The organism is Pseudomonas alvandae (assembly GCF_019141525.1).
Lineage (GTDB): Bacteria > Pseudomonadota > Gammaproteobacteria > Pseudomonadales > Pseudomonadaceae > Aquipseudomonas > Aquipseudomonas alvandae.
This window is the reverse complement of the sequence record NZ_CP077080.1, coordinates 4,281,627-4,305,617: the sequence shown is the minus strand read 5'-3', so window position 1 is coordinate 4,305,617 and position 23,991 is coordinate 4,281,627. Positions and strand designations below refer to the sequence as shown.

Sequence of the window (23,991 nt, the reverse complement as noted above, 5' to 3'; positions counted from 1 at the left end):
GCTCTTACCGGGCCGAAGCGAGTTGAGAGAAGGCGGTGCCGAGCCACTGCTGCACGCCATGCATCGTGGCGGCGGAAGTGTCGAGGAACGGCTGCGGATAGACGCCGAGGTAAACCAGCAGCACCGCAAGGCCAAGCACCATGATCAGTTCGCGACCGTCCATGCCACGCAGCACTTCGTCCGACTTGGCCGGACCGAAGTAGGCGCGGTGGATCATGATCAGCGAGTAGACCGAACCGAACACCAGGCCGGACGTGGCAATCGCGGTGATCCATGGGGCGCTGACGAACGAGCCGATCAGGATCAGGAACTCGCCGACGAAGTTGCCAGTACCCGGCAGGCCCAGGGACGCGGCCGCGAAGAACAGGCTGATCGCCGGCAGGTAGGCGATGCGCGACCAGATGCCGCCCATTTCACGCATGTCACGGGTGTGCAGGCGCTCGTACAACTGACCGCTGAGGATAAACAGCGCCGCCGCCGACAGGCCGTGGGCCAGCATCTGGATCACCGCGCCTTGCAGGGCCAGCTGGCTGCCGGAGTAGATCCCGATCAACACGAAGCCCATGTGCGAGACGCTGGAGAACGCGATCAGGCGCTTGATGTCGGTTTGGGCGAACGCCAGGAACGCACCGTAGAAAATCCCGATCAGGCCCAGGGTCATGGCAATCGGCGCGAACTCGGCCGAGGCATTCGGGAACAGCGGCAGGGCGAAACGCAGCAGGCCGTAGGCCGCCGTCTTCAGCAGAATACCGGCCAGGTCCACGGAACCGGCGGTCGGTGCCTGGGCGTGGGCGTCCGGCAGCCAGGAGTGGAACGGCACCACCGGCAGCTTCACCGCGAAGGCGATGAAGAAGCCCAGCATCAGCACGTACTCGGTGGTCTTGGACATCTGCACTTTCAACAGGTCGGCGTAGTTGAAGGTAATCACGCCAGTGTTGTTGAAGTTCACCAGGACCAGGCCAAGGATCGCCACCAACATGATCAGGCCGGAAGCCTGGGTGAAGATGAAGAACTTGGTCGCCGCGTAGATCCGGGTCTTCTTGCCGTCCGACGAACTGTGACCCCAGAGCGCGATGAGGAAGTACATCGGCACCAGCATCATTTCCCAGAAGAAGAAGAACATGAACAGGTCCAGCGCCAGGAACACGCCGACGACACCGCCCAGGATCCACATCAGGTTCAGGTGGAAGAAACCGACGTGACGCTGGATCTCTTTCCAGGAGCAGAGCACCGAGAGGATACCCAGCAGGCCGGTCAGGAGGATCATCAGCAGCGACAGGCCGTCGAGGGCCAGGTGCACGCTGATGCCGAAGCGCTCGATCCAGGTGTGCTTGAACTCAAGCGCCCAGGTCGGATCGGCGCCAGGGGCCGGTGCAAATGAATAGTCGCCGGTCGCCCACAGCCAGAGGCCGAGCGCGAGTTCCAGGGACATGGTCAGCAGCGCAATCCAGCGCGGGAGGGTAGAGCTGGAACGCTCCGCCATCCAGCACAGCAGGCCGCCGATGAAGGGGATCAGGATTAGCCAGGGCAGAATCATGACGGGCTCGTTTCCTTTCGCAAGTTCGCAAGGTTCATATCAGACCGCTACCAGCACGATGGCGCCGATAACCAGCACGGCGCCAGCCGCCATGGAAGCCGCATACCAACGCAGTTGACCGGTCTCGGTACGGCTCAGGGCGGTGTGGCCGCCCTTGGCCATGCGCGGGATCAGGCCAATGGTCTGGTCGAGCGGGTCTTTGCGCAGAATGTGGCTGATCGCAAGGTATGGCTTAACGAACAGTTTGTCGTAGATCCAATCGAAGCCCCAGGCAGCGAACCACCAGGCCGAGAGGAAACGCCCGATGCCGCTGTTGGCGATGGCCGTGACGAAGCGACGCTTGCCCAGGAACAGCAGGGCGGCCAGCAGGATACCCGCCAGGGCGATGGCACCCGAGGCGATTTCCAGGCTGTGCTTGGCTTCGCCGCCGGCATGGCCGACGCTTTGCGGCAGCACATCGGCCAGCGGTGGGGTGATCATGGCGCCGACGAAGGTCGACAGCACGATCAGCACCGACAGCGGCAGCCAATGGGCAATGCCGTGGCCGGCGTGGGCTTCAGTCTTGGCCTCACCGTGGAACGCGATGAAGATCAGGCGGAAGGTGTACAGTGAGGTCATGAACGCACCCACCAGGCCGGCATAAAGCAGACCCTGGTTACCGCTGGCGAACGCTTCCCAGAGGATTTCGTCCTTGGAGTAGAAGCCGGCGGTGACCAATGGCAGGGCCGCCAGGGCCGCGCCGCCAACGATGAAGCTGGCGTAGGCCAACGGCAGTTTCTTCCACAGGCCGCCCATCTTGAAGATGTTCTGCTCGTGGTGGCAGGCCACGATCACCGCACCGGAGGCGAGGAACAACAGGGCCTTGAAGAAGGCGTGGGTCATCAGGTGGAAGATCGCGCCTTCCCAGGCGCCGACGCCCAGGGCCAGGAACATGTAGCCGATCTGGCTCATGGTCGAGTAGGCGAGGATGCGCTTGATGTCGGTCTGGACCAGTGCGGCAAAACCAGCCAGCACCAGGGTCACGCCGCCCACGATACCGACCAGGTGCAGGATGTCCGGCGCCAGGGCGAACAGGCCGTGGGTACGGGCGATCAGGTAGACACCGGCGGTCACCATGGTCGCGGCGTGGATCAGTGCCGAAACCGGCGTCGGGCCGGCCATCGCGTCCGCCAACCAGGTTTGCAGCGGCAGTTGCGCGGATTTACCGACGGCGCCGCCCAGCAGCATCAGGGTCGCCAGGACGATCCAGAAGTCACCGGCCTTGAAGTGCTCGGGTGCCTTGACCAGCAGTTCCTGGATATTCAGCGTGCCCAGTTGCTGGAACAGGATGAACAGGCCGATGGCCATGAACACGTCGCCGATGCGGGTGACGATGAAGGCCTTGAGTGCGGCGTTACCGTTGTTGCGGTTGCTGTAGTAGAAACCGATCAACAGGTACGAGCACAGGCCCACGCCTTCCCAGCCGAAGTACAGGAACAACAGGTTATCGCCGAGCACCAGGAACAGCATGCTGGCGATGAACAGGTTGGTGTAGGCGAAGAAACGCGAGTAACCGGCTTCACCGCGCATGTACCAGGAGGCGAACAGGTGGATCAGGAAACCCACGCCGACCACCACGCCGAGCATGGTCACCGACAGGCCGTCCAGGTAGAGGGCGAAGTTCGGCGTAAAGCCTTCTACCGCCATCCAGCGCCACAGCACCTGCACGTACGCGCCACCTTCCGGCGGGGCGACGTTGAACTGCCAGATCACGTAGGCCGTGACGATGGCGGACAGGCCGATGGAACCCACGCCAACCAGCGCCGAAAGGTTTTCCGACCAGCGTCCACGGGAGAACGACAGCAGCAGGAAACCGATGAGGGGGAATATGAAAGTCAGGAAAAGAAGGTTCATCCGCGCATCTCGCTGGCAGCGTCAATATCGAGAGTGTGGAAGCGGCGATACAGCTGCAACAGGATCGCCAGGCCAATACTGGCCTCGGCGGCTGCCAGGCTGATCACCAGGATGAACATGATCTGTCCATCCGGTTGCGCCCAGCGAGCGCCCGCGACGATGAAGGCCAGGGCGGAGGCATTCATCATGACCTCCAGGCTCATCAGCACGAACAGAATGTTGCGGCGGACCATCAGGCCGACCAGACCGAGACAGAACAGGATGCCGGCAACTGCCAGGCCATGTTCGAGAGGGATAGCAGGCATGTGATTACTCCTTCGCCTCGTTACGGCCCAAATGGAACGCCGTGACGACTGCGGCAAGCAGCAGCATCGAGGCGAGTTCGACCACCAGCAGGTACGGACCGAACAGGCTGATGCCCACGGCTTTCGCGCCCACGGTGGTGTGGCCGATGGCCTGGCCGCTCTGGTGGGCGAACAGCACATACAGCAGTTCACCGAGCAGCAGGGCGGAGAGGATCACCGGTCCCGCCCAGATGCCAGGCTTGAGCCACGAGCGTTCCTGCTGGACCGCCGCCGGACCGAGGTTGAGCATCATCACCACGAAGACGAACAGCACCATGATGGCGCCGGCGTAGGCGATCACTTCCAGGGCACCGGCGAACGGCGCACCGAGGGCAAAGAAGGTCATGGCCACGGCGATCAGCGAAATGATCAGGTAGAGCAGGGCGTGCACGGGGTTGGTGTTGGTGACCACACGAAGCGTGGACACCACCGCGATACCCGATGCGAAATAGAAAGCGAATTCCATCTTTCTTCCTTAAGGCAGCAAGCTCTTCACGTTGATCGGTTCGGCTTCGTTCTGCGCGGCGCCTTTCGGCTTACCGGCAATGGCCATACCTGCAACACGATAGAAGTTGTAATCAGGGTTTTTACCGGGACCGGAAATCAGCAGGTCTTCTTTCTCGTACACCAGGTCCTGACGCTTGAACTCGGCCATCTCGAAATCCGGCGTGAGCTGGATCGCGGTGGTCGGGCACGCTTCCTCGCAGAGGCCGCAGAAAATGCAGCGAGAGAAGTTGATGCGGAAGAAGTCCGGGTACCAGCGACCGTCTTCGGTCTCGGCTTTCTGCAGCGAGATGCAACCCACCGGGCACGCCACGGCGCACAGGTTGCAGGCCACGCAGCGCTCTTCGCCGTCGGGGTCGCGGGTCAGGACGATACGACCGCGATAACGCGGTGCCAGGTAGACCGGTTCTTCCGGGTATTGCAGGGTGTCGCGCTTGCGAAAGCCATGGCCGAAGATCATGACCAGGCTTCGCAGTTGGGTACCGGTACCCTTAACGATGTCGCCAATATATTTGAACATGGGTCAAATCCTCACTGAACCGCGGCCGCGGGCGCGTTCATCAAAACGATCGCAGCGGTCACCAGCATGTTGATCAGGGTCAGCGGCAGGCAGAATTTCCAGCTGAAATCCATCACCTGGTCGTAGCGTGGGCGCGGGATCGAGGCGCGCAGCAGGACGAACAGCATGATGAAGAACGCGGTCTTCAGGGCGAACCAGACGAAGGACAGTTGCGGCAGGATGCCGAACGGACCGTGCCAGCCACCGAAGAACAGCGTTACCAGCAGCGCCGAGATCAGGATGATGCCGATGTATTCACCGACGAAGAACATGCCCCATTTCATGCCGGCATATTCAATGTGGTAACCGTCGGCCAGTTCCTGTTCCGCTTCCGGCTGGTCGAAGGGGTGACGGTGCGTCACGGCCACGCCAGCGATGAAGAAAGTACAGAAGCCGAAGAACTGCGGAATGATGAACCACAGGTTCTGCGCTTGGTACTCGACAATGTCGCGCATGTTGAACGAGCCGGCCTGGATCACGATGCCCATCAGCGACAGGCCCATGAACACTTCGTAGGACACGGTCTGGGCCGAGGCCCGCAGGCTGCCGAGGAGGGCGAACTTGTTGTTGCTCGACCAACCGGCGAACAACACCGCGTACACCGACAGGCCAGCCATCGCGAAGAAGAACAGCAGGCCGATGTTCAGGTCCGCCACGCCCCAGGTCGGGGTGATCGGGATGATCGCGAAGGCGATCAGCAAGGCGCTCATGGCCACGACCGGTGCCAGGGTGAAGATCACCTTGTCGGCAAACGGAGGGGTCCAGTCTTCCTTGAAGAACATCTTGATCATGTCGGCGGCGATCTGGAACATGCCGAACGGACCAACGCGGTTCGGACCGTAGCGGTCCTGCCACCAGCCCAGCAGGCGACGTTCGACGAAGCTCAGCAATGCGCCGCAGACCACCACGGCCAGCAGGATCACGATGGCCTTGAGGACCGTCAGGATCACGGCGATCACTTCAGGGGTAAACCAGCTCATTGCGCTGCCTCCTGCAGACCGTCGACAGTCTTGCCGAAAATCGCCGGTGGAATACCCGCCAGGCCAGCCGGCAGGGCCACCAGGCCGGCGCCCAGTTCTTCATTGATGCGCAGCGGCAGACGCAAGGTCTGGCCGGCCACGTTCAGGCTCAGCAGGGCACCGTCGTTGACGCCCAGGCGATCGGCTTCGGACTTGGCCAGCGCCACGTAGGCGGCCGGGATGCGTTCCTGCACCGGTTCGGCCTTGGAAGAGTTCTCTTCGCTGCCGAACAGGTGATGGAACGGCACGACCTGCCAGGTGCCCGGTGCCGGATTGAAGGCACGTGGGACGCTGGCGAACCAGCCCAGGCCATCGCCCTGGCTTTCGATCAGGCGAGTACCCGGATCACCGGCACGCAGGTGACCGCCGACTTCGTCCTGGAACTTGTTCCAGGCTTGTGGCGAGTTCCAACCTGGCGACCAGGCGAACGGCACTTGCGAGCGCGGTTCGGCGGAGCCCGAGTAACCTTCCATGGAGAACGAGAATGCCGTGTCGTTGTCCTGGGAGGTGCGTGGTTCGTGGACGCTGATGTTGGCGCGCATTGCGGTGCGACCGGAGTAGCGCAGCGGTTCGCGAGCAAGCTTCAGGCCCTTGATGCGGAACGCGGCGGACGGCGCGGCATCGACGATGCGCGCCAGTTGCGGGCTGCTCGAAGCGACGGCGGCGGTGACGTGGTCCAGTTGCGTCCAGTCGATCGGCCGGTTCAGCAGGGTGGCGCGCAGGGCGTGCAGCCAGCGCCAGCCTTCATGGACGAGGATGCTGGCGTCCAGGTATTGCGGGTCGAAAACCTGGAAGAAGCGCTGGGCGCGGCCTTCCTGGCTGACCAGCGTACCGTCGCCTTCGGCGAAGCTCGCCGCCGGCAATACCAGGTGGGCGCGGTCGGTGGTGGCGGTTTTCTGGTGGTCGGCGACGATCACAACCTTGGCGGCGTTCAGCGCAGCATCGACCTTGGCCTTGTCAGTGCGGGTGAACAGATCGTTCTCCAGCACCACGATGGCGTCGGCGCTGCCGTCGATCACGGCTTGCAGGGCTGCATCGACCGATTCGCCACCGAGCATGGCCAGGCCAAGGCTGTTGGCTTCCGGCACGACCAGGCTGATGGAGCCGTTCTTCTCGCGCAGCTTCAGGGCCTTGGCGACGTTGGCGGCGGCTTCGATCAGCGCCTTGGAGCCCAGGGAGGTGCCGGCAATGATCAAAGGACGCTTGGCGGCCAGCAGGGCATCGGCGATGCGCTGGGCGAGGGCGGCGGCTTCACTGTCCAGGCCGTCGACGGCCGGGGCGCTGGCGTCCAAGGCGTGGGCCACGGCAAAACCGATGCGCGCCAGGTCGTCCGGGGCGGCGTGGACGCATTCTTCGGCCACGTCGTCGAGCTTGGTTTCAGCGAGACTGGCGATGAACAGCGGGTTCAGCGCATGCTGGCCGATGTTCTTCACGGCGGCGTCGAGCCATGGCTGGACGCGCATGGCGTCGGCCATGTCCTCGGCCTTGCCCTTGACCGACTGGCGCAGGGCCAGGGCCATGCGGGCGGCGGTCTGGGTCAGGTCTTCACCGAGGACGAACACCGCGTCGTGGTCTTCGATGTCGCGCATCGTCGGCACCGGCAGCGGGCTGTCCTTGAGTACCTGCAGCACCAGGCGGATGCGTTCCAGCTCGCCGGCCTCGATGCCACTGTAGAAGTGCTCGGCACCGACCAGTTCACGCAGGGCGTAGTTGCTTTCCAGGCTGGCGCGAGGCGAGCCGATGCCGACGATGTTGCGACCGCGCAGCAGTTCGGCGGCCTTGTCCAGGGCTTCGTCCAGGCTCAGCTTGGCGCCGTCTGCCAGCAGCGGCTGGCGCGGGCGATCCTTGCGGTTGACGTAGCCATAGCCGAAACGGCCACGGTCGCACAGGAAGTACTGGTTCACCGAGCCGTTGTAGCGGTTTTCGATGCGACGCAGTTCGCCGTAGCGCTCGCCCGGGCTGATGTTGCAACCGCTGGAGCAGCCATGACAGATGCTCGGTGCGAACTGCATGTCCCACTTGCGGTTGTAGCGCTCGGAGTGGGTCTTGTCGGTGAACACACCGGTCGGGCAGACCTCGGTGAGGTTGCCGGAGAATTCGCTTTCCAGGGTGCCGTCTTCAACGCGACCGAAGTACACGTTGTCGTGGGCGCCGAATACGCCCAGGTCGGTGCCGCCGGCGTAGTCCTTGTAGAAACGCACGCAGCGGTAGCAGGCGATGCAGCGGTTCATCTCGTGGGAAATGAACGGGCCGAGGTCCTGGTTCTGGTGGGTACGCTTGGTGAAGCGATAACGGCGCTCGTTGTGGCCGGTCATCACGGTCATGTCTTGCAGGTGGCAGTGTCCGCCTTCTTCACAGACCGGGCAGTCGTGAGGGTGGTTGGTCATCAGCCATTCGACGACGCTGGCGCGAAACACTTTCGCTTCTTCGTCGTCGATGGAGATCCAGCTGCCGTCGGTGGCGGGGGTCATGCAGGACATGACGATCCGACCACGCTTGTCGTTCTCGTCGGTGTACTGCTTGACTGCGCATTGGCGACAGGCGCCAACGCTGCCAAGGGCGGGGTGCCAGCAGAAATAAGGAATGTCGAGGCCCAGCGACAGACATGCCTGTAACAGGTTGTCTGCGCCATCGACTTCGAGCTCTTTGCCGTCTACGTGGATAGTGGCCATGGTTCAAAGTTCTTCGTTGGCCCGGTGTCAGCGGGCGTGGCTAATGGAATCTTGTCATTCGTCCGAATCCAAACAGCCTCGGTGAAAAGGCGTCATCGAACGAAAGGCGAAGGGCACGGACCCATCGCCTTTTTAAGCGTCGTTACGCGCCGACCATGGTCGGCGTGACCACCTGATTGAGGTCGCCCGCGCGGGTTGGCGCGATGCCGGCCTCGAATTCAGGGCGGAAATATTTGATCGCGCTGCCCAACGGCTCCACGGCACCCGGTGCGTGAGCACAGAAGGTCTTGCCTGGGCCGAGGAAACCCACCAGGCCCAACAGGGTCTCGATGTCGCCGGGTTGGCCTTGGCCTTTCTCGATGGCCATCAGGAGCTTGACGCTCCAGGGCAGGCCATCGCGGCAAGGGGTGCAGAACCCACAGGATTCACGGGAGAAAAACTGCTCCATGTTGCGCAGCAGCGAGACCATGTTGACGCTGTCGTCCACCGCCATTGCCAGGCCAGTACCCATACGGGTGCCGACCTTGGCGATGCCGCCGGCGTACATTTGTGCGTCCAGGTGTTCCGGCAGCAGGAAGCCGGTACCGGCGCCGCCGGGCTGCCAGCACTTGAGCTTGTAGCCGTCGCGCATGCCGCCGGCGTAGTCCTCGAACAGCTCGCGCGCGGTGACGCCGAACGGCAGTTCCCACAGGCCAGGGTTCTTGACCTTTCCGGAGAAGCCCATGAGCTTGGTGCCCATGTCTTCGCTGCCGTCGCGGGCCAGGGATTTGTACCAGTCCACGCCGTCGGCGATGATCGCCGGCACGTTGCACAGGGTCTCGACGTTGTTCACGCAGGTCGGCTTGCCCCACACGCCAACGGCGGCAGGGAAGGGCGGCTTGGAGCGCGGGTTGGCGCGGCGGCCTTCCAGGGAGTTGATCAGCGCGGTTTCTTCACCGCAGATGTAACGCCCGGCGCCGGTGTGGACGAACAGTTCGAAATCGAAGCCGCTGCCCAGGATGTTCTTGCCCAACAGGCCTGCGGCCTTGGCTTCTTCCACGGCACGGTTCAGGTGCTTGGCGGCGGTGGTGTACTCGCCGCGCAGGAAGATGTAGCCACGGTAGGTCTTCAGCGCACGGGCGCTGATCAGCATGCCTTCGATCAGCAGATGGGGCAGTTGCTCCATCAGCATGCGGTCCTTCCAGGTGTTGGGTTCCATCTCGTCCGCGTTGCAGAGCAGGTAGCGGATGTTGATGGACTCGTCCTTGGGCATCAGGCCCCACTTCACGCCGGTGGGGAAGCCCGCACCGCCACGGCCCTTGAGGCCGGCGTCTTTCACGGTCTGGACGATGTCATCGGCGGCCATGTCGGCGAATGCCTTGCGCGCGGCGGCATAGCCGTTCTTCGCCTGGTATTCGTCCAGCCAGACTGCCTCGCCGTCGTCACGCAGGCGCCAGGTCAGGGGATGGGTTTCGGCCGAACGCTGGATGCGGTTGGCGGGCCCGAAGGAAGTCAGGGTCATACGTAGCCCTCCAGCAGTTTGGCGACGCCATCCGGCTTGACGTCACCAAAGGTGTCGTCGTCGATCATCAGCGCCGGTGCCTTGTCGCAGTTGCCCAGGCAGCACACCGGCAGCAGCGTGAAGCGGCCGTCGGCGGTGGTCTGGCCCAGGCCGATGCCCAGCTTGCCTTGGATCTCGCTGACCACCGATTCGTGGCCGCCGATGTAGCAGACCATGCTGTCGCAGACGCGGATGATGTGGCGGCCTACCGGCTGGCGGAAAATCTGGCTGTAGAAGGTAGCAACGCCTTCGACGTCGCTGGCCGGGATGCCAAGGATCTCGCCGATGGCGTAGAGCGCGCCGTCAGGCACCCACCCACGTTCCTTCTGGACGATCTTCAGGGCTTCGATCGACGCCGCGCGCGGGTCTTCGTAGTGATGCAGCTCGTGCTCGATGGCCGAGCGCTCGGTTTCGCTCAGGGCGAAACGGTCTGTCTGGATAAGCGTGCTGTTCATGCTTAGCGGTCCACGTCGGCCATAACGAAATCGATACTACCCAGGTACGCGATCAAGTCCGCGACCATGCTGCCTTTGATCACCGAAGGGATCTGCTGCAGGTGCGGGTAGCTTGGGGTGCGAATCCGGGTGCGGTAGCTCATGGTGCCGCCGTCGCTCGTCAGGTAATAACTGTTGATGCCCTTGGTCGCTTCGATCATCTGGAAGGATTCGTTGGCCGGCATGACCGGGCCCCACGAAACCTGCAGGAAGTGCGTGATCAGGGTCTCGATGTGTTGCAGCGTGCGCTCTTTCGGCGGCGGCGTGGTCAGCGGGTGATCCGCCTTGTACGGGCCTTCCGGCATGTTGCGCATGCATTGCTCGATGATCTTGACGCTCTGGCGCATCTCCTCGACGCGAACCATGCAGCGGTCGTAGGCGTCACCGTTGGCCGCCAGCGGGACTTCGAACTCGAAGTTTTCGTAGCCGGAGTACGGGCGTGCCTTGCGCAGGTCGAAATCGCAACCGGTGGAACGCAGGCCGGCACCGGTGACGCCCCATTCCAGGGCTTCCTTGGTGTTGTAGGCAGCGACGCCGATGGTACGACCTTTGAGGATGCTGTTCTGCAGGGCGGCCTTGGTGTACTCGTCCAGGCGCTTGGGCATCCACTCGACGAAATCCTTGACCAGTTTTTCCCAGCCGCGCGGCAAGTCGTGGGCCACGCCGCCGATGCGGTACCAGGCCGGGTGCAGGCGGAAACCGGTGATGGCTTCGATCACGGTGTAGGCTTTCTGACGGTCGGTGAAGGTGAAGAACACCGGCGTCATCGCGCCCACGTCCTGGATATAGGTACCCAGGAACAGCAGGTGGCTGGTGATGCGGAAGAACTCGGCCATCATGATGCGGATGACATCGACCCGGTCCGGCACCTTGATCCCGGCGAGTTTCTCGACCGAAAGCACGTACGGCAGGTTGTTCATCACGCCGCCGAGGTAGTCGATGCGGTCGGTGTACGGAATGTAGCTGTGCCAGGACTGGCGCTCGGCCATTTTCTCGGCACCACGGTGGTGGTAGCCGATGTCCGGGACGCAGTCGACGATCTCTTCGCCGTCCAGCTGCAGGATGATGCGGAACGCACCGTGGGCCGAAGGGTGGTTCGGACCGAGGTTGAGGAACATGTAGTCCTCGTTGGCGCCCGAACGCTTCATGCCCCAGTCTTCCGGCTTGAAGCGCGCGGCTTCTTCCTCGAGCTGTTGCTTGGCCAGGGACAGGCTGAACGGGTCGAACTCGGTGGCACGGGCCGGGAAGTCCTTGCGCAGCGGGTGACCTTCCCAGGTCGGCGGCATCATGATGCGCGACAGGTGCGGGTGGCCGGGGAAGTCGATCCCGTACATGTCCCAGACTTCGCGTTCGTACCAGTTGGCGTTCGGCCAGATGCCGGTCACGGTCGGCACGCTGAGGTCGCTCTCGGACAAGGCGACCTTGATCATTACGTCACTATTACGTTCGATCGACATCAAGTGATAGAACACGGTGAAGTCGACGCCGTCGGGCAGCCCTTGACGCTTGGTGCGCAGGCGCTCGTCCACGCCGTGCAGGTCATAGAGCATGACGTATGGCTTGGGCAGGTTGCGCAGGAAGGTCAGGACTTCGACGAGTTTGGCACGGGCAACCCAAAGCACCGGCATGCCGGTGCGGGTCGGCTGGGCGGTGAACGCCTCGGGGCCAAAACGGTTGTTCAGTTCGACGACCACATCCTGGTCGTCTGCCTTGTAAGGCGGGATGTACAGAGCACTGCCTGTAGTCATGGTTATTTATCGCTTTCGGTCAACGTAAAGAATGAAGCCAGGTTCTCGTTTCTTCTTCAGAACAGAGCTTGGATCAGACTTCGTCGGGGCTGCGCAGGTTGGTGACTGCGATACGCTGTTCGCGGCGCTGTTCCTTTTGCGACGGCATCTCGGCGCGATAGACGCCTTGATCACCAACGACCCAGGACAGAGGGCGACGCTCCTGGCCAATCGATTCCTGCAGCAGCATCAAGCCTTGCAGGAACGCTTCGGGGCGAGGAGGGCAGCCGGGCACGTAGACATCCACGGGCAGGAACTTGTCCACCCCTTGAACAACGGAATAGATGTCGTACATGCCACCGGAGTTGGCGCACGAACCCATGGAGATAACCCACTTGGGTTCGAGCATCTGCTCGTAGAGGCGCTGGATGATCGGCGCCATCTTGATGAAGCAGGTACCGGCGATAACCATGAAATCCGCCTGGCGCGGCGATGCCCGGATAACCTCGGCGCCAAAGCGCGCAATGTCGTGGGGCGCCGTGAAGGCGGTGGTCATTTCCACGTAGCAGCACGAAAGGCCGAAGTTGTACGGCCACAGGGAGTTCTTGCGACCCCAGTTGACCGTGCTGTTCAGCACGTCTTCGAGCTTGCCCATGAAGATATTTTTGTGGACTTGATCTTCTAACGGATCGGCGACGGTTTCCCGCTTGCCGATCGGATACTGCTCGTTAGGAGCATCGGGGTCGATCCGGGTGAGATTGTATTGCATTGCCAAAGCCTCATTGTTTCAGCTTCGCTTGCCGCTTGCGCCGAGCTTCCGGAGCCCAATCAAGAGCCCCCACCCGGTAAAGGTAGACAAGACCTGCCAACAGAATTGCTATGAAAACGAGAGCTTCGACAAATCCGGTCCAGCCGCTTTCGCGGACGGACACAGACCAGGCAAAGAGAAAGAGGGCTTCGATATCGAAGATCACGAAGAGCATCGCGACCAGATAGAATTTGGCTGAGAGCCGCAAGCGGGCGCCACCGGTAGGCAGCATGCCGGACTCGAACGGTTCATTCTTGCTGCGGCCCCAGGCTTTTGACCCGAGCAGGCTCGACACGCCGAGCATGAAGGCACACAGGCCGACCACGCCCAGAAGGAAAATGGCAAAGCCCCAGTTGTGGGCCATGAGTCCTGTCGCTTCGGGCATGCTGGAAATCCTTAACAGAGAGCAATGGTCTCTGAGCTTGAAAAGAAATAACGCAGTGACGATATGTCGCAGCAATCAATCGCGGTGATTTTATGGCTAAACACCGGGCAAGTAAAATTCCTATAGCGAAATTATTTATTGGAATAAGGACATAGCGTACCTCCATGGCCTTGCAACCCAGGCTGGGTGGGCACTGGACGTCACTTCATCAATAATATTTCGCGCGGAATGTAACAATGATAATGCCTTCCAAATGATAATTATTATTATCTGTGCCGACCTTTCCACGATGCACTTACTGTCATGCATGAGAGTCTTTCTTACATCGCCGCTACTGCAATTGTCAGCGCCGGACGTTTTACTCCTTTTCAGACACCCCGATACTGCGTTCGATCAATTTTCATTCGATCAACAGGCGCCAGCGCCTCAGGTCCGATCTCCTGTCGATTTTTGACGACCAGCGCTTCGCTCATTCCAGCCATCGTCAACTTGTCTTGAAGGTTTGATATCAAATGGCTATCTTTGCGACTCATTCATCTAATCATCTATATCAATACGTGATTAGGCTAACGCCCGCTTCCTGGATAGCCGCGCCGGCCTTCCTTGTTCGCGGCTGAGTACCGTAAGGAATGCCATGAACTCTTGGATCGCGAATATGAGCGTTATGCTCAAGCTGGCTTTGGGCTTTGCCGTTGTGCTGCTACTGACCGCCATTCTCGCCGCGACCGGCTGGTTCAGCCTGGGGAAAATGATCGAGCGTACGGATCGTATGACCAGCATCACCGAGCTCGGCAACCGCCTTGATCACCTGCGCAGGGCTCGCTTGCAATACCAGTTGGACAGGGGTGATGAGCAAAAGGGAGCATTGATCCAGGCTTCGCTGGAGCAGTTTGTCGCCAAGCAGAAAAGCCTCGCAAGCGAGCTGAAAAAACCGGAAAACCTGAAGAAGCTTGCGCTGATCGAACAAGCCAGCACGCAATACCAGGTGGCGCTGAATACGATGCGCGAGGCGTATCGCAATGACGCAGCCATGCGCAAGGAGATGGGCGTCAATGCGGTCAAGGGCGCCGCGCTCATTGCCAAGGTCATCGAAGATGTACAAGCAATGCCTCTCTCGGATGAGCGCCGTTTCGAGCTGTACAGGATCATCCTCAAGGCAAAAGAGGACGTGGCGCTGGTGCGTTATGAAGTGCGTGGCTATACCGGCAACCCCAACAGCGCCACCGAGCAGGCCGCCAACCGCCAGCTCGAAAATACGCTCAAGGGCATCGAAACCCTCAACAGCGCGTTCGGTCCGGCCTACGCCGACACCTTCAAGCAACTGGAAACCGCGCTGGTTGCTTACCGCCGTTCGGTGCAGGATTTCACGGCCAGCACCCAGGCCATTGGCAAGGCCGTGCAGGACACGGTCGATCTGGGTGAAACCATCACCCGCCTCTGTGACGAGATGTATGCCAGCCAACTCGTCTCCCGGGACGAAGACAGCGCCCAGGCTCGCGTCCTGCAGTTGAGCTGTGCTGCCTTGGCGATGGTGTTGGGGATTTTTGCCGCGCTGATCATTACCCGTCAGATTACTCGGCCGTTGCGAGACACATTGGCGGTGGTCGATCGCATTGCCGCAGGCGACCTCACACAACACAGGGTCGTGACCCGTAGTGATGAGCTGGGTATGTTGCAGCAGGGTATCCAGCGCATGGGCGCCACCCTGCGTGACCTGATCGCTGGCATTCGCGATGGTGTTACCCAAATTGCCAGCGCCGCCGAAGAGCTGTCGGCTGTCACTGAGCAGACCAGCGCCGGGGTCAACAGCCAGAAGACCGAGACCGATCAGGTGGCGACCGCCATGCACGAAATGTCGGTCACTGTGCATGAGGTCGCGCGTAATGCCGAACAAGCGCGCGCGGCCGCATCTGAGGCCGATGCGCAAGCCCGTATTGGCGACCAAGTGGTCGCGCAAGCCATCGTTCAGATTGAGCGCCTGGCCAGCGAGGTCGGTCGCTCGGTCGAAGCCATGAGTGAGCTGGAACAGGAAAGCGGGCGCATCGGCACGATCATGGACGTGATCAGGGCGGTGGCTGAACAGACCAACTTGCTGGCCCTCAACGCGGCCATCGAGGCCGCCCGCGCGGGCGACGCCGGGCGCGGTTTTGCCGTGGTCGCCGACGAAGTACGTGGGCTGGCCCAGCGTACCCAGCATTCCACCGAAGAGATTGAAAACCTGGTGGCGGGCTTGCAGAACGGCACGCGCCAGGTATCGAGCATGATGCGAAATAGCCGCGAGCTGACCGACAGCAGCGTGGAATTGGCGGGCAAGGCTGGCGCATCCCTGGGCAACATCACCCAGGCGGTGTCGGGCATCCAGGCCATGAACCAACAGATTGCCGCCGCGGCAGTGCAGCAAAGCTCGGTGGCCGAGGAAATCAGCCGGAGTATCCTGAGCGTGCGCGATGTATCCGAGCAGACCGCCTCGGCCAGCGAAGAAACCGCAGCCTCCAGCGTCGAGCTGGCCCGCCTGGGCAACCAGTTGCAGCAGTTGGTCAGTCATTTCAAGGTGTGAAAAACGAACCGGGGAAACCGGCAAAAAAAAGCCCCGAACCAGTCGGGGCTTCAGATCGTCGGCTTTGCGGTTAGTTTTTATTCGGTCCGCAAGGGCCGCTTGCTTTTTGGATCAGTGGAACTGTTCTTCTTCGGTCGACCCGGTCAGCGCGGTCACGGACGAGGCGCCGCCCTGGATCACGGTGGTCATGTCGTCGAAGTAGCCGGTGCCCACTTCCTGCTGGTGAGCCACGAAGGTGTAACCCTTGGCGGCGTCAGCGAACTCCTGCTCTTGCAGCTTCACGTAGGCCGTCATGTCGTTGCGGGCGTAGTCGTGCGCCAGGTTGAACATGCTGTGCCACATGTTGTGGATGCCGGCCAGCGTGATGAACTGGTGCTTGTAGCCCATGGCGGACAGTTCGCGTTGGAACTTGGCGATGGTCGCGTCGTCCAGGTTCTTCTTCCAGTTGAAGGAAGGCGAGCAGTTGTAGGACAGCAGTTGGTCCGGGTATTCCTTTTTGATCGCTTCAGCGAAACGACGGGCTTCGTCCAGGTCCGGCTTGGCGGTTTCGCACCAGATCAGGTCGGCATACGGGGCGTAGGCCAGGCCGCGGGCGATGGCCTGGTCGAGGCCGGCGCGCACCTTGTAGAAGCCTTCCGGGGTGCGGGTACCTGTCACGAACGGCTGGTCGTACGGGTCGCAGTCGGAGGTCAGCAGGTCAGCGGCGTTGGCGTCGGTACGGGCCAGGATGATGGTCGGTACGCCAGCAACGTCGGCGGCCAGGCGGGCAGCGGTCAGCTTCTGGACGGCTTCCTGGGTCGGAACCAGTACCTTGCCGCCCATGTGGCCGCATTTCTTCACCGAGGCCAGTTGGTCTTCGAAGTGAACGCCGGCGGCGCCTGCCTCGATCATGCTCTTCATCAGCTCGTAGGCATTCAGCACGCCGCCGAAACCGGCTTCGGCGTCAGCCACGATTGGCGCGAAGTAGTCGATGTAGCCTTCGTCGCCCGGGTTCTTGCCGGCTTTCCACTGGATCTGGTCGGCGCGACGGAACGAGTTGTTGATGCGCTTGACCACGGTTGGAACCGAATCCACCGGGTACAGCGACTGGTCAGGGTACATGGACTCGGCGGAGTTGTTGTCTGCGGCCACTTGCCAGCCCGACAGGTAGATCGCCTGGATGCCGGCCTTGACCTGCTGCACAGCCTGGCCGCCGGTCAGGGCACCCATGCAGTTGACGAAATCTTTCTCGGGACGGAAGGCTGGCTTGGCGCCCTGGGTCACCAGGTTCCACAGCTTCTCGGCGCCCATCTTCGCGAAGGTGTGCTCAGGTTGAACCGAGCCACGCAGACGGACGACGTCAGCAGCGGAATAATTGCGCTTCACGCCTTTCCAGCGCGGGTTCTCAGCCCAGTCTTTTTCAAGGGCTGCAATTTGCTGTTCGCGTGTCAGTGCCATGGAAATAAACCTCGTCGCGTCTTGTATGGATGGTCGTTCTGGGCTGGAAGATTCCAGCTTGCCAATCGCACCCGTCATGGGTGTGAAGGGCTGCTCGCTGATCAGGAGGCTGGCATACAAGTCGGTCAAGGCGGGGTGGCGACGGGATGAACGATGGGCTCGAGGGGAAAGTGAGCAGGTAGGGGCGAACTGCGGGCGCATTCGGGCGTCGTGGGCCTTTATACGAACTCAGAGTGATGCCGGGTTACCTAGTTACGCTTCCGTCCCTCGGGACAACTTCGTTCCAGTCGCAACCTCGTCAAACACACCTTGTGGGCGGTACAGACACGAATCGGCTCGCAGGGTGGTTGCAAGCATCGACCCGAAGGCCCTTGCCAGGGCCCCTGATTAGCGGGAGCGAGGCCATCATGCCTTCGGTTTTTTGGCTCGTCAAACGTTTTGTAGTGCTTTTTTTATGGCACTACATCTTTGGTCTAATACGACTCATCAGTCAGTTTCTGGTGCTTCAGTTCAAGGTATCGACCTTCACCCGCAGAATCATGTCGTCGCGGCCTTGGGTCGAGTAGCTGCGGGTCAGGCCCTGTTTATCGGCTTGTGTCTGGCGATTCACCCCGGCCAGGGTGATCCATTCGCCAAGGCGCCCGCTGACGGTTGTGTCGGTACTTTGCACGTTCACTACATCGGGACGTTCCTGGCTCATGCGGTCACGGTTGGTACTGATGTTCAGATGAACGGTCTCGCCGGTGACGCTGGCGGTGACGTAGAAACCCTGGGTGACGTTGCGGTATTCGGTCTGGCTTTGCATGCGACCGTAGCCGTCAGTCTGGTTGCTGGTGAAAGGCACGCTCTGGCCGACCTGGATCAGCGCTGGTTGGCCTTCGCTGGCCTGGATCTGCTGTACGCCGCCGTCACGGCTGGCCGTGCTGCGGTTGATGATGCGGGTCTGGCTGGGCGCGGCGCCGTTGATCGAGTAGCCCTGGTCGCCCTGCAGGTTGTTTTCGTTGGTGTCTACGGTGATCAGCAAGCGCTTGGGAGCGGTGTCCAATTGGGCCAGGAATTGCCGGAGTTCTTCGATCTTGCCGGGCTCGGCGTTGACGATCAGTTGGTTGCCGTAGGCGCTGACCTGGCCGTCCTTGCCGATGAAGTTCTGCGCCACCGGCAGCAGGTCGGCGCTGGTGCGGTAGTTCAGTGGCACGACTTGCGTGTCGGCCATGACTGACAGGCTGCAGCCGAGCAGGAGGGTGGTCAGCAAGGTGCGTAGGGACATGTCCATTTCTCCGCGAGACAAAGGCTTGATATTGCCAGTTTGTCGGCCACGAGTGGGGCAAGTTGAATGATAGACGGCAAAAACGCCCCGGCATCGGTGGATGGCGGGGCGTTTTGGGTGTTGATGATGCTTTTGTGGCGAGGGAGCTTGCTCCCGCTGGTTTGCGAAGCGAACCCCAAAAGCGGGGGCCGCTGCGCAGCCCAGCGGGAGCAAGCTCCCTCGCCACAAGGTGTTGTGGTGGTGCTTCCTGCGGGGTTCAGGCCGAACGCCGCACCATGTCCACGTGCGGAATGCCGGCTTCGAGAAACTCCTCGCTGACCACTGCAAACCCCAGTCGCTCATAGAACGGCGTGGCATGCACCTGGGCACTGAGCATCTGCTGCTTGAGCCCGCGTTTCTCGGCCTCGGCAATCACCGCCTGCATCAGCGCGTCGCCGACCTTCAGCCCGCGCCAATCCTTGAGGACTGACACCCGGCCGATATGGCCGTCGGTCAACAGGCGCGCGGTGCCGATCGGGAAGTCGCCTTCGAGAGCCAGGAAATGCACGGCGTCCTGATCATCCGAATCCCACTCCAGCTCCGGTGGTACGGATTGCTCGGCAATGAACACCGCTTCACGAATGCGCCGGATCTCGGCGTTATCCTTTTGCCAGTCTGCGACACGAACGTGAATTTTATTCATCGGCGAACCCCAGGCTGCCTTGCTTGACCAATTCATGGATGAGACCGCGACCGTCTTCATCGGCCAGCCATGGGCCGAGGTTTTCGATGTGCAGCGCGTCGGCGGCGCAGATCATCTTCAACAGGTCACGGAGCTTGCCCGGCAGGTAGCGGCTCTGGCCGCTGGCGAACAGCAGCAGGTCGTCATCGACTTCCGACCAGGCCAGGCGCGCGCTCGGGTTGCGGATGATCACTGCGCCCTGTTCCAGGCCGGCCAGCAAGTCGTCTTCTTCCAGTTCCGGGCCCACCACCAATTCCGGGTAGCGTGGCTCGGTCATGAATTGGCCGAACCAGGTCAGGAGCAAGCGCTCGTCGCTCATGTGTTCGGCCAGCAGGCCCTTGAGGCGGTCCAAGGCGTCGTGCTGGATCTGGTGCGGGTCGGCCACCGGGCGTGCAGCGGCATCGGTGTAACGCTCTTCATCCGGCAGGAACTGGCTGAGGAAGTCGGTGAAGTGGGTAAGGACTTCGGCGGCGCTCGGTGCTCGGAAGCCGACCGAGTAAGTCATGCAATCGTCCACGGCGACGCCGCAGTGAGCCAGGCGTGGCGGCAGGTAGAGCATGTCGCCGGGTTCCAGGACCCACTCGTCGGTGGCCTCGAAATCGGCGAGGATGCGCAGGTCCGCGTGGGGCAGCAGTGGGCTTTCGGAGTCGCACATCTGGCCGATCTTCCAGTTGCGCTTGCCGTGGCCTTGCAGCAGGAATACGTCGTAATTGTCGAAGTGCGGGCCCACGCCGCCACCCGGGGCGGCGAAGCTGATCATCACGTCGTCGATGCGCCAGCTCGGCAGGAAGCGGAAATGCTCCAGCAGCTCGCTGACTTCCGGGACGAATTGATCGACCGCCTGCACCAGCAAGGTCCACTCGCGCTCGGGCAGTTTGCTGAACTCATCTTCGGCGAACGGGCCGCGACGCAACTCCCACGGGCGCTCGCCGTGCTCGATCACCAGGCGCGATTCGACCTCTTCTTCCAGGGCAAGGCCGGCCAGTTCGTCGGCATCGATCGGGCTTTCGAAATCAGGAATCGCCTGGCGGATCAGCAGGGGTTTTTTCTGCCAGTAGTCGCGCAGGAACTCCCGTGCCGTGATACCGCCCAGGAGTTGCAGTGGAATGTCAGGATTCATGTGTAACCTATTGAAAAAATATACTTTTCAGACGCGAATAAAAACGCCCGGCGCGGCCGGGCGTCTCAAGGTGAAGCGATGGATCAGATGCGCTTGGCTTGTGCCGCCGCGTTGCCGATGTAGCTGGCCGGGGTCAGCTTCTTCAACTCAGCCTTGGCGTCGGCTGGCATGTCCAGGCCATCGATGAAAGTCTGCAGCGCTTCTGGGCTGATGCCCTTGCCACGGGTCAGTTCTTTCAGCTTTTCATACGGGTTTTCGATGTTGTAGCGACGCATCACGGTCTGGATCGGCTCGGCCAAGACTTCCCAGCAGGCGTCCAGGTCAGCGGCGATCTTCTGCTCGTTGAGCTCCAGCTTGCTGATGCCCTTGAGGCTGGCTTCGTAGGCGATGACGCTGTGGGCGAAACCCACGCCCAGGTTGCGCAGCACGGTGGAGTCGGTCAGATCGCGCTGCCAGCGAGAGATCGGCAGCTTGCTCGCCAGGTGCTGGAACAGCGCGTTGGCGATGCCCAGGTTGCCTTCGGAGTTTTCGAAGTCGATCGGGTTGACCTTGTGCGGCATGGTCGAGGAACCGATTTCCCCGGCAATGGTGCGCTGCTTGAAGTAACCCAGGGAGATGTAGCCCCAGATGTCGCGGTCGAAGTCGATCAGGATGGTATTGAAACGTGCGATCGCGTCGAACAGCTCGGCGATGTAGTCGTGTGGCTCGATCTGGGTGGTGTACGGGTTGAAGCTCAGGCCCAGTTCGTCTTCGATGAAGGCGCGGGCGTTGGCTTCCCAGTCGATGTCCGGGTAGGCCGACAGGTGGGCGTTGTAGTTGCCTACGGCGCCGTTGATCTTGCCCAGCAGCGGCACGGCGGCCACCTGGGCGATCTGACGCTCGAGGCGGTAGACCACGTTCGCCAGTTCCTTGCCCAAGGTGGTCGGCGAAGCCGGTTGACCGTGGGTGCGCGACAGCATCGGCACGTCGGCGAAACGGATCGCCAGCTCGCGGATGGCCTGGGCGGTCTGGCGCATCAGCGGCAGCAGCACGTCGTCACGGCCTTCGCGCAGCATCAGGGCGTGGGACAGGTTGTTGATGTCCTCGCTGGTGCAGGCGAAGTGGATGAACTCACTGACGTTGGCCAGTTCCGGCAGCTTGGCCGCCTGCTCCTTGAGCAGGTATTCGATCGCCTTGACGTCGTGGTTGGTGGTGCGCTCGATCTCTTTGACGCGCTCGGCGTGCTCCAGGGCGAAATTGTCGGCCAGGGCGTTCAGCACTGCGTTGGCCTCGGCGGAAAAGGCCGGGACTTCGCCAATGCCAGGGTGGGCGGCCAGACGCTGGAGCCAGCGCACTTCAACCAGGACGCGGGCACGGATCAGGCCGTACTCGCTGAAAATCGGGCGCAGGGCCTGGGTTTTGCCGGCGTAGCGGCCGTCTACAGGGGAAACCGCAGTGAGCGAAGAGAGCTGCATGGGGTGTTCTCGGACAGTCGGGCAACGAAATGGGGCGCGTATCATACATGAAAACAGACGCCGGTCCGTCGCCAACTGACCGGCGTATTACGCGTAACGAGATAAAGCTGTTTATTACCTGTGGCGAGGAAGCTTGCTCCCGTTGGGCTGCAAGGCAGCCCTCAAATCCACAAAAAAAGGTCGAGGCGACTTATTCGTTGCGCATCAATGGGTACAGCTCTTTCAACAATTTGCGTCGGCTGATCACCAGTTGCCAGCGATGGCCGCCTAACTGCCGCCACAGGCGTGCCGAGCGGATCCCGGCCAGCAACAGCGCGCGGATCTTCGAGGCATTGCTCGGTTGTTGCAGGTTGCGCATGTCGCCATGCACCTGGATACGCTGGCGCAGTGTGCTCAAGGTGTCCTGGTACAGCGCGCCGCACGCGGCGATCACGTTTTCGTGGGACGGGCCAAAATGTTCGACCTGGGATTGGATCTGCGGCAGGCGCTTGCCGATGGTTTCCAGCAGGTCGTCGCGCTTGGCCAACTGACGCTCCAGCCCGAGCATCGACAAGGCGTAGCGCAGCGGTTCGCGTTGCAGGGCGCTGGGGTCGCGTTCCAGGGCGCCGATCAAGGCACGATAGCCTTCGCGCAGGTTCAGATCATCGCCGCCGTAGACTTCCAGGGTGTCCTTGGGGTCGCGCACCAGAAGGCTGCCGAGCATGCAGCCCAGCCCGGCTTCGTTGGTCTGGCCGGTCTTGGCGATGCGATCCACCAGCACGGCGGCGAGAAATACCCCGCCCAGCGCCGTCAGTTGTTCCTGGATCGGCGTCATGCCTTGCTGCTCCATGGCTCGGCGACTTCGATCACGCCGCCGCCCAGGCAGATTTCACCGTCGTAGAACACCACGGATTGGCCGGGCGTGACGGCTCGCTGCGGATCATCGAACGTGGCGCGATAACCGCTGGCGGTTTTCTCCAGCGTGCAAGGCTGGTCGCTCTGACGATAACGAACCTTGGCCGTCAGGCGGCGCGGTTCGCTGAGGTCGATCGGGTTGACCCAATAGATGTCGGAGGCGAGCAGGGCGCCGGAGAACAGCCATGGGTGGTCGTTGCCCTGGCCGACGATCAGCTCGTTGTGCTCCAGGTCCTTGACCAGCACATACCACGGCTCTTCACCAGCGTCTTTCAATCCGCCGATGCCCAGGCCCTGGCGCTGGCCGATGGTGTGGTACATCAGGCCATGGTGACGGCCGATGACCTCGCCTTCGGTGGTCTTGATCTCGCCCGGCTGGGCCGGCAGGTACTGCTTGAGGAAGTCGCTGAAGCGACGCTCGCCAATGAAGCAGATGCCGGTGGAATCCTTCTTCTTGGCGGTGGCGAGCTGGTGTTTCTCGGCAATCGCGCGCACTTCGGGCTTTTCCAGCTCGCCGACCGGGAACAGGGTCTTGGCGATCTGCTCGCCGCCGACGGCATGCAGGAAGTAGCTCTGGTCCTTGTTCGGATCCAGGCCCTTGAGCAGTTCGGTGCGGCCATCGATGTCGCGGCGGCGCACGTAGTGGCCGGTGGCGATCAGGTCGGCGCCGAGCATCATCGCGTAGTCGAGGAATGCCTTGAACTTGATTTCGCGGTTACAGAGGATGTCCGGGTTCGGCGTGCGGCCGGCCTTGTATTCGGCCAGGAAGTGCTCGAACACGTTGTCCCAGTACTCGGCGGCGAAGTTGGCGGTGTGCAGCTTGATGCCAATCTTGTCGCACACGGCCTGGGCGTCCGCGAGGTCGTCCATGGCGGTGCAGTATTCGGTTCCGTCGTCTTCTTCCCAGTTCTTCATGAACAGGCCTTCCACCTCATAACCCTGCTCCATCAGCAGAAGGGCGGAAACGGAAGAGTCCACGCCACCGGACATGCCGACGATGACGCGTTGCTTTGGGGTGTTCGAAGAGGCTGGATCACGCATAGGAATTCAATGAGTGTC

At 61.7% G+C, this 23,991-nt stretch carries 21 protein-coding genes and 1 pseudogene; 2 read left to right on the top strand and 20 right to left on the bottom strand.

Features of this window, described 5'->3' with window-relative positions:
- Nucleotides 1-4: 4 nt before the first annotated feature.
- The 13 genes from nuoM to KSS97_RS18925 all read right to left on the bottom strand — a co-directional run bounded on the left by nuoM (nucleotide 5) and on the right by KSS97_RS18925 (nucleotide 14,015).
- Entirely contained in the window at nucleotides 5-1,537 is a 1,533-nt protein-coding gene (nuoM, locus tag KSS97_RS18985; protein ID WP_217859903.1) for an NADH-quinone oxidoreductase subunit M, read from the bottom strand.
- Nucleotides 1,538-1,576: 39 nt separating this feature from the next.
- Nucleotides 1,577-3,430: an NADH-quinone oxidoreductase subunit L gene (nuoL, locus tag KSS97_RS18980; RefSeq protein ID WP_217859902.1), complete on the bottom strand. Its 1,854-nt coding sequence runs from the start codon at nucleotides 3,428-3,430 to the stop codon at nucleotides 1,577-1,579.
- Nucleotides 3,427-3,735, bottom strand: a complete 309-nt coding sequence (gene nuoK, locus KSS97_RS18975; protein ID WP_003180046.1) for an NADH-quinone oxidoreductase subunit NuoK — start codon at nucleotides 3,733-3,735, stop codon at nucleotides 3,427-3,429. Before nuoK ends, nuoL begins: the two co-directional genes overlap by 4 nt.
- A 4-nt stretch (nucleotides 3,736-3,739) precedes the next feature.
- Entirely contained in the window at nucleotides 3,740-4,240 is a 501-nt protein-coding gene (gene nuoJ, locus KSS97_RS18970) for an NADH-quinone oxidoreductase subunit J (protein WP_030141317.1), read from the bottom strand.
- 9 nt (nucleotides 4,241-4,249) lie between these two features.
- Complete coding sequence (gene nuoI, locus KSS97_RS18965; RefSeq protein WP_003180051.1) at nucleotides 4,250-4,798, bottom strand: NADH-quinone oxidoreductase subunit NuoI; 549 nt, start codon at nucleotides 4,796-4,798, stop codon at nucleotides 4,250-4,252.
- An 11-nt stretch (nucleotides 4,799-4,809) separates the two neighbouring features.
- Nucleotides 4,810-5,817 (bottom strand): NADH-quinone oxidoreductase subunit NuoH, encoded by a 1,008-nt coding sequence (gene nuoH / locus KSS97_RS18960; RefSeq protein WP_030141318.1) that lies wholly within the window; start codon nucleotides 5,815-5,817, stop codon nucleotides 4,810-4,812.
- Complete coding sequence (nuoG, locus tag KSS97_RS18955; protein WP_217859901.1) at nucleotides 5,814-8,528, bottom strand: NADH-quinone oxidoreductase subunit NuoG; 2,715 nt, start codon at nucleotides 8,526-8,528, stop codon at nucleotides 5,814-5,816. The genes nuoH and nuoG overlap by 4 nt, the downstream gene beginning before the upstream one ends.
- A 142-nt stretch (nucleotides 8,529-8,670) precedes the next feature.
- Nucleotides 8,671-10,029 (bottom strand): NADH-quinone oxidoreductase subunit NuoF, encoded by a 1,359-nt coding sequence (gene nuoF / locus KSS97_RS18950; RefSeq protein ID WP_030141320.1) that lies wholly within the window; start codon nucleotides 10,027-10,029, stop codon nucleotides 8,671-8,673.
- Entirely contained in the window at nucleotides 10,026-10,523 is a 498-nt protein-coding gene (gene nuoE / locus KSS97_RS18945; RefSeq protein ID WP_003180060.1) for an NADH-quinone oxidoreductase subunit NuoE, read from the bottom strand. The genes nuoF and nuoE overlap by 4 nt, the downstream gene beginning before the upstream one ends.
- A gap of 2 nt (nucleotides 10,524-10,525) precedes the next feature.
- Nucleotides 10,526-12,310 (bottom strand): NADH-quinone oxidoreductase subunit C/D, encoded by a 1,785-nt coding sequence (gene nuoC, locus KSS97_RS18940; RefSeq protein ID WP_030141321.1) that lies wholly within the window; start codon nucleotides 12,308-12,310, stop codon nucleotides 10,526-10,528.
- A gap of 73 nt (nucleotides 12,311-12,383) precedes the next feature.
- A complete protein-coding gene (locus KSS97_RS18935; RefSeq protein WP_030141322.1) occupies nucleotides 12,384-13,058 on the bottom strand; it encodes a NuoB/complex I 20 kDa subunit family protein in 675 nt (224 codons plus the stop codon).
- Between the two features lie 10 nt (nucleotides 13,059-13,068).
- Nucleotides 13,069-13,482 (bottom strand): NADH-quinone oxidoreductase subunit A, encoded by a 414-nt coding sequence (locus tag KSS97_RS18930; protein ID WP_030141323.1) that lies wholly within the window; start codon nucleotides 13,480-13,482, stop codon nucleotides 13,069-13,071.
- 368 nt (nucleotides 13,483-13,850) lie between these two features.
- Complete coding sequence (locus KSS97_RS18925) at nucleotides 13,851-14,015, bottom strand: hypothetical protein (RefSeq protein ID WP_187293346.1); 165 nt, start codon at nucleotides 14,013-14,015, stop codon at nucleotides 13,851-13,853.
- Nucleotides 14,016-14,116: 101 nt separating this feature from the next.
- On the opposite strand from KSS97_RS18925, the pseudogene KSS97_RS28805 reads away from it, so the two are divergent.
- Together KSS97_RS28805 and KSS97_RS28800 are read left to right on the top strand one after the other, a co-directional pair.
- A pseudogene (locus KSS97_RS28805) lies at nucleotides 14,117-15,136 on the top strand (methyl-accepting chemotaxis protein); the annotation flags it as partial.
- A 15-nt stretch (nucleotides 15,137-15,151) separates the two neighbouring features.
- Nucleotides 15,152-16,039, top strand: coding sequence for a methyl-accepting chemotaxis protein (locus tag KSS97_RS28800; protein WP_407683460.1), 888 nt, complete (start codon nucleotides 15,152-15,154; stop codon nucleotides 16,037-16,039).
- Nucleotides 16,040-16,150: 111 nt separating this feature from the next.
- Here the strand turns inward: KSS97_RS28800 and aceA are convergent, their stop codons facing one another.
- From aceA to mnmA, 7 genes are all read right to left on the bottom strand, one after another.
- Nucleotides 16,151-17,476 carry an isocitrate lyase gene (gene aceA, locus KSS97_RS18915; RefSeq protein ID WP_030141325.1) on the bottom strand — a complete coding sequence of 442 codons (1,326 nt, stop codon included), beginning with the start codon at nucleotides 17,474-17,476 and terminating at the stop codon, nucleotides 16,151-16,153.
- Nucleotides 17,477-17,981: 505 nt separating this feature from the next.
- Nucleotides 17,982-18,743 carry a secretin N-terminal domain-containing protein gene (locus KSS97_RS18910; protein ID WP_030141326.1) on the bottom strand — a complete coding sequence of 254 codons (762 nt, stop codon included), beginning with the start codon at nucleotides 18,741-18,743 and terminating at the stop codon, nucleotides 17,982-17,984.
- A gap of 256 nt (nucleotides 18,744-18,999) precedes the next feature.
- Nucleotides 19,000-19,425, bottom strand: a complete 426-nt coding sequence (locus KSS97_RS18905; RefSeq protein ID WP_030141327.1) for a GNAT family N-acetyltransferase — start codon at nucleotides 19,423-19,425, stop codon at nucleotides 19,000-19,002.
- Nucleotides 19,418-20,584, bottom strand: coding sequence for a ribosomal protein uL16 3-hydroxylase (locus tag KSS97_RS18900; protein WP_217859899.1), 1,167 nt, complete (start codon nucleotides 20,582-20,584; stop codon nucleotides 19,418-19,420). Before KSS97_RS18900 ends, KSS97_RS18905 begins: the two co-directional genes overlap by 8 nt.
- Nucleotides 20,585-20,667: 83 nt before the next feature.
- A complete protein-coding gene (gene purB, locus KSS97_RS18895) occupies nucleotides 20,668-22,038 on the bottom strand; it encodes an adenylosuccinate lyase (protein WP_030141329.1) in 1,371 nt (456 codons plus the stop codon).
- A gap of 190 nt (nucleotides 22,039-22,228) precedes the next feature.
- Nucleotides 22,229-22,852: a high frequency lysogenization protein HflD gene (gene hflD / locus KSS97_RS18890; protein WP_030141330.1), complete on the bottom strand. Its 624-nt coding sequence runs from the start codon at nucleotides 22,850-22,852 to the stop codon at nucleotides 22,229-22,231.
- Entirely contained in the window at nucleotides 22,849-23,973 is a 1,125-nt protein-coding gene (mnmA, locus tag KSS97_RS18885) for a tRNA 2-thiouridine(34) synthase MnmA (protein ID WP_198796051.1), read from the bottom strand. The genes hflD and mnmA overlap by 4 nt, the downstream gene beginning before the upstream one ends.
- Between the last annotated feature and the right edge of the window lie 18 nt (nucleotides 23,974-23,991).

Coding starts and splice junctions, on each gene's coding strand:
- nuoM (WP_217859903.1), bottom strand. CDS start 1,537: ATGATTCTGCCCTGGCTAATCCTGATCCCCTTCATCGGCGGCCTGCTG.
- nuoL (WP_217859902.1), bottom strand. CDS start 3,430: ATGAACCTTCTTTTCCTGACTTTCATATTCCCCCTCATCGGTTTCCTG.
- nuoK (WP_003180046.1), bottom strand. CDS start 3,735: ATGCCTGCTATCCCTCTCGAACATGGCCTGGCAGTTGCCGGCATCCTG.
- nuoJ (WP_030141317.1), bottom strand. CDS start 4,240: ATGGAATTCGCTTTCTATTTCGCATCGGGTATCGCGGTGGTGTCCACG.
- nuoI (WP_003180051.1), bottom strand. CDS start 4,798: ATGTTCAAATATATTGGCGACATCGTTAAGGGTACCGGTACCCAACTG.
- nuoH (WP_030141318.1), bottom strand. CDS start 5,817: ATGAGCTGGTTTACCCCTGAAGTGATCGCCGTGATCCTGACGGTCCTC.
- nuoG (WP_217859901.1), bottom strand. CDS start 8,528: ATGGCCACTATCCACGTAGACGGCAAAGAGCTCGAAGTCGATGGCGCA.
- nuoF (WP_030141320.1), bottom strand. CDS start 10,029: ATGACCCTGACTTCCTTCGGGCCCGCCAACCGCATCCAGCGTTCGGCC.
- nuoE (WP_003180060.1), bottom strand. CDS start 10,523: ATGAACAGCACGCTTATCCAGACAGACCGTTTCGCCCTGAGCGAAACC.
- nuoC (WP_030141321.1), bottom strand. CDS start 12,310: ATGACTACAGGCAGTGCTCTGTACATCCCGCCTTACAAGGCAGACGAC.
- KSS97_RS18935 (WP_030141322.1), bottom strand. CDS start 13,058: ATGCAATACAATCTCACCCGGATCGACCCCGATGCTCCTAACGAGCAG.
- KSS97_RS18930 (WP_030141323.1), bottom strand. CDS start 13,482: ATGCCCGAAGCGACAGGACTCATGGCCCACAACTGGGGCTTTGCCATT.
- KSS97_RS18925 (WP_187293346.1), bottom strand. CDS start 14,015: ATGAGTCGCAAAGATAGCCATTTGATATCAAACCTTCAAGACAAGTTG.
- KSS97_RS28800 (WP_407683460.1), top strand. CDS start 15,152: ATGTTGCAGCAGGGTATCCAGCGCATGGGCGCCACCCTGCGTGACCTG.
- aceA (WP_030141325.1), bottom strand. CDS start 17,476: ATGGCACTGACACGCGAACAGCAAATTGCAGCCCTTGAAAAAGACTGG.
- KSS97_RS18910 (WP_030141326.1), bottom strand. CDS start 18,743: ATGTCCCTACGCACCTTGCTGACCACCCTCCTGCTCGGCTGCAGCCTG.
- KSS97_RS18905 (WP_030141327.1), bottom strand. CDS start 19,425: ATGAATAAAATTCACGTTCGTGTCGCAGACTGGCAAAAGGATAACGCC.
- KSS97_RS18900 (WP_217859899.1), bottom strand. CDS start 20,584: ATGAATCCTGACATTCCACTGCAACTCCTGGGCGGTATCACGGCACGG.
- purB (WP_030141329.1), bottom strand. CDS start 22,038: ATGCAGCTCTCTTCGCTCACTGCGGTTTCCCCTGTAGACGGCCGCTAC.
- hflD (WP_030141330.1), bottom strand. CDS start 22,852: ATGACGCCGATCCAGGAACAACTGACGGCGCTGGGCGGGGTATTTCTC.
- mnmA (WP_198796051.1), bottom strand. CDS start 23,973: ATGCGTGATCCAGCCTCTTCGAACACCCCAAAGCAACGCGTCATCGTC.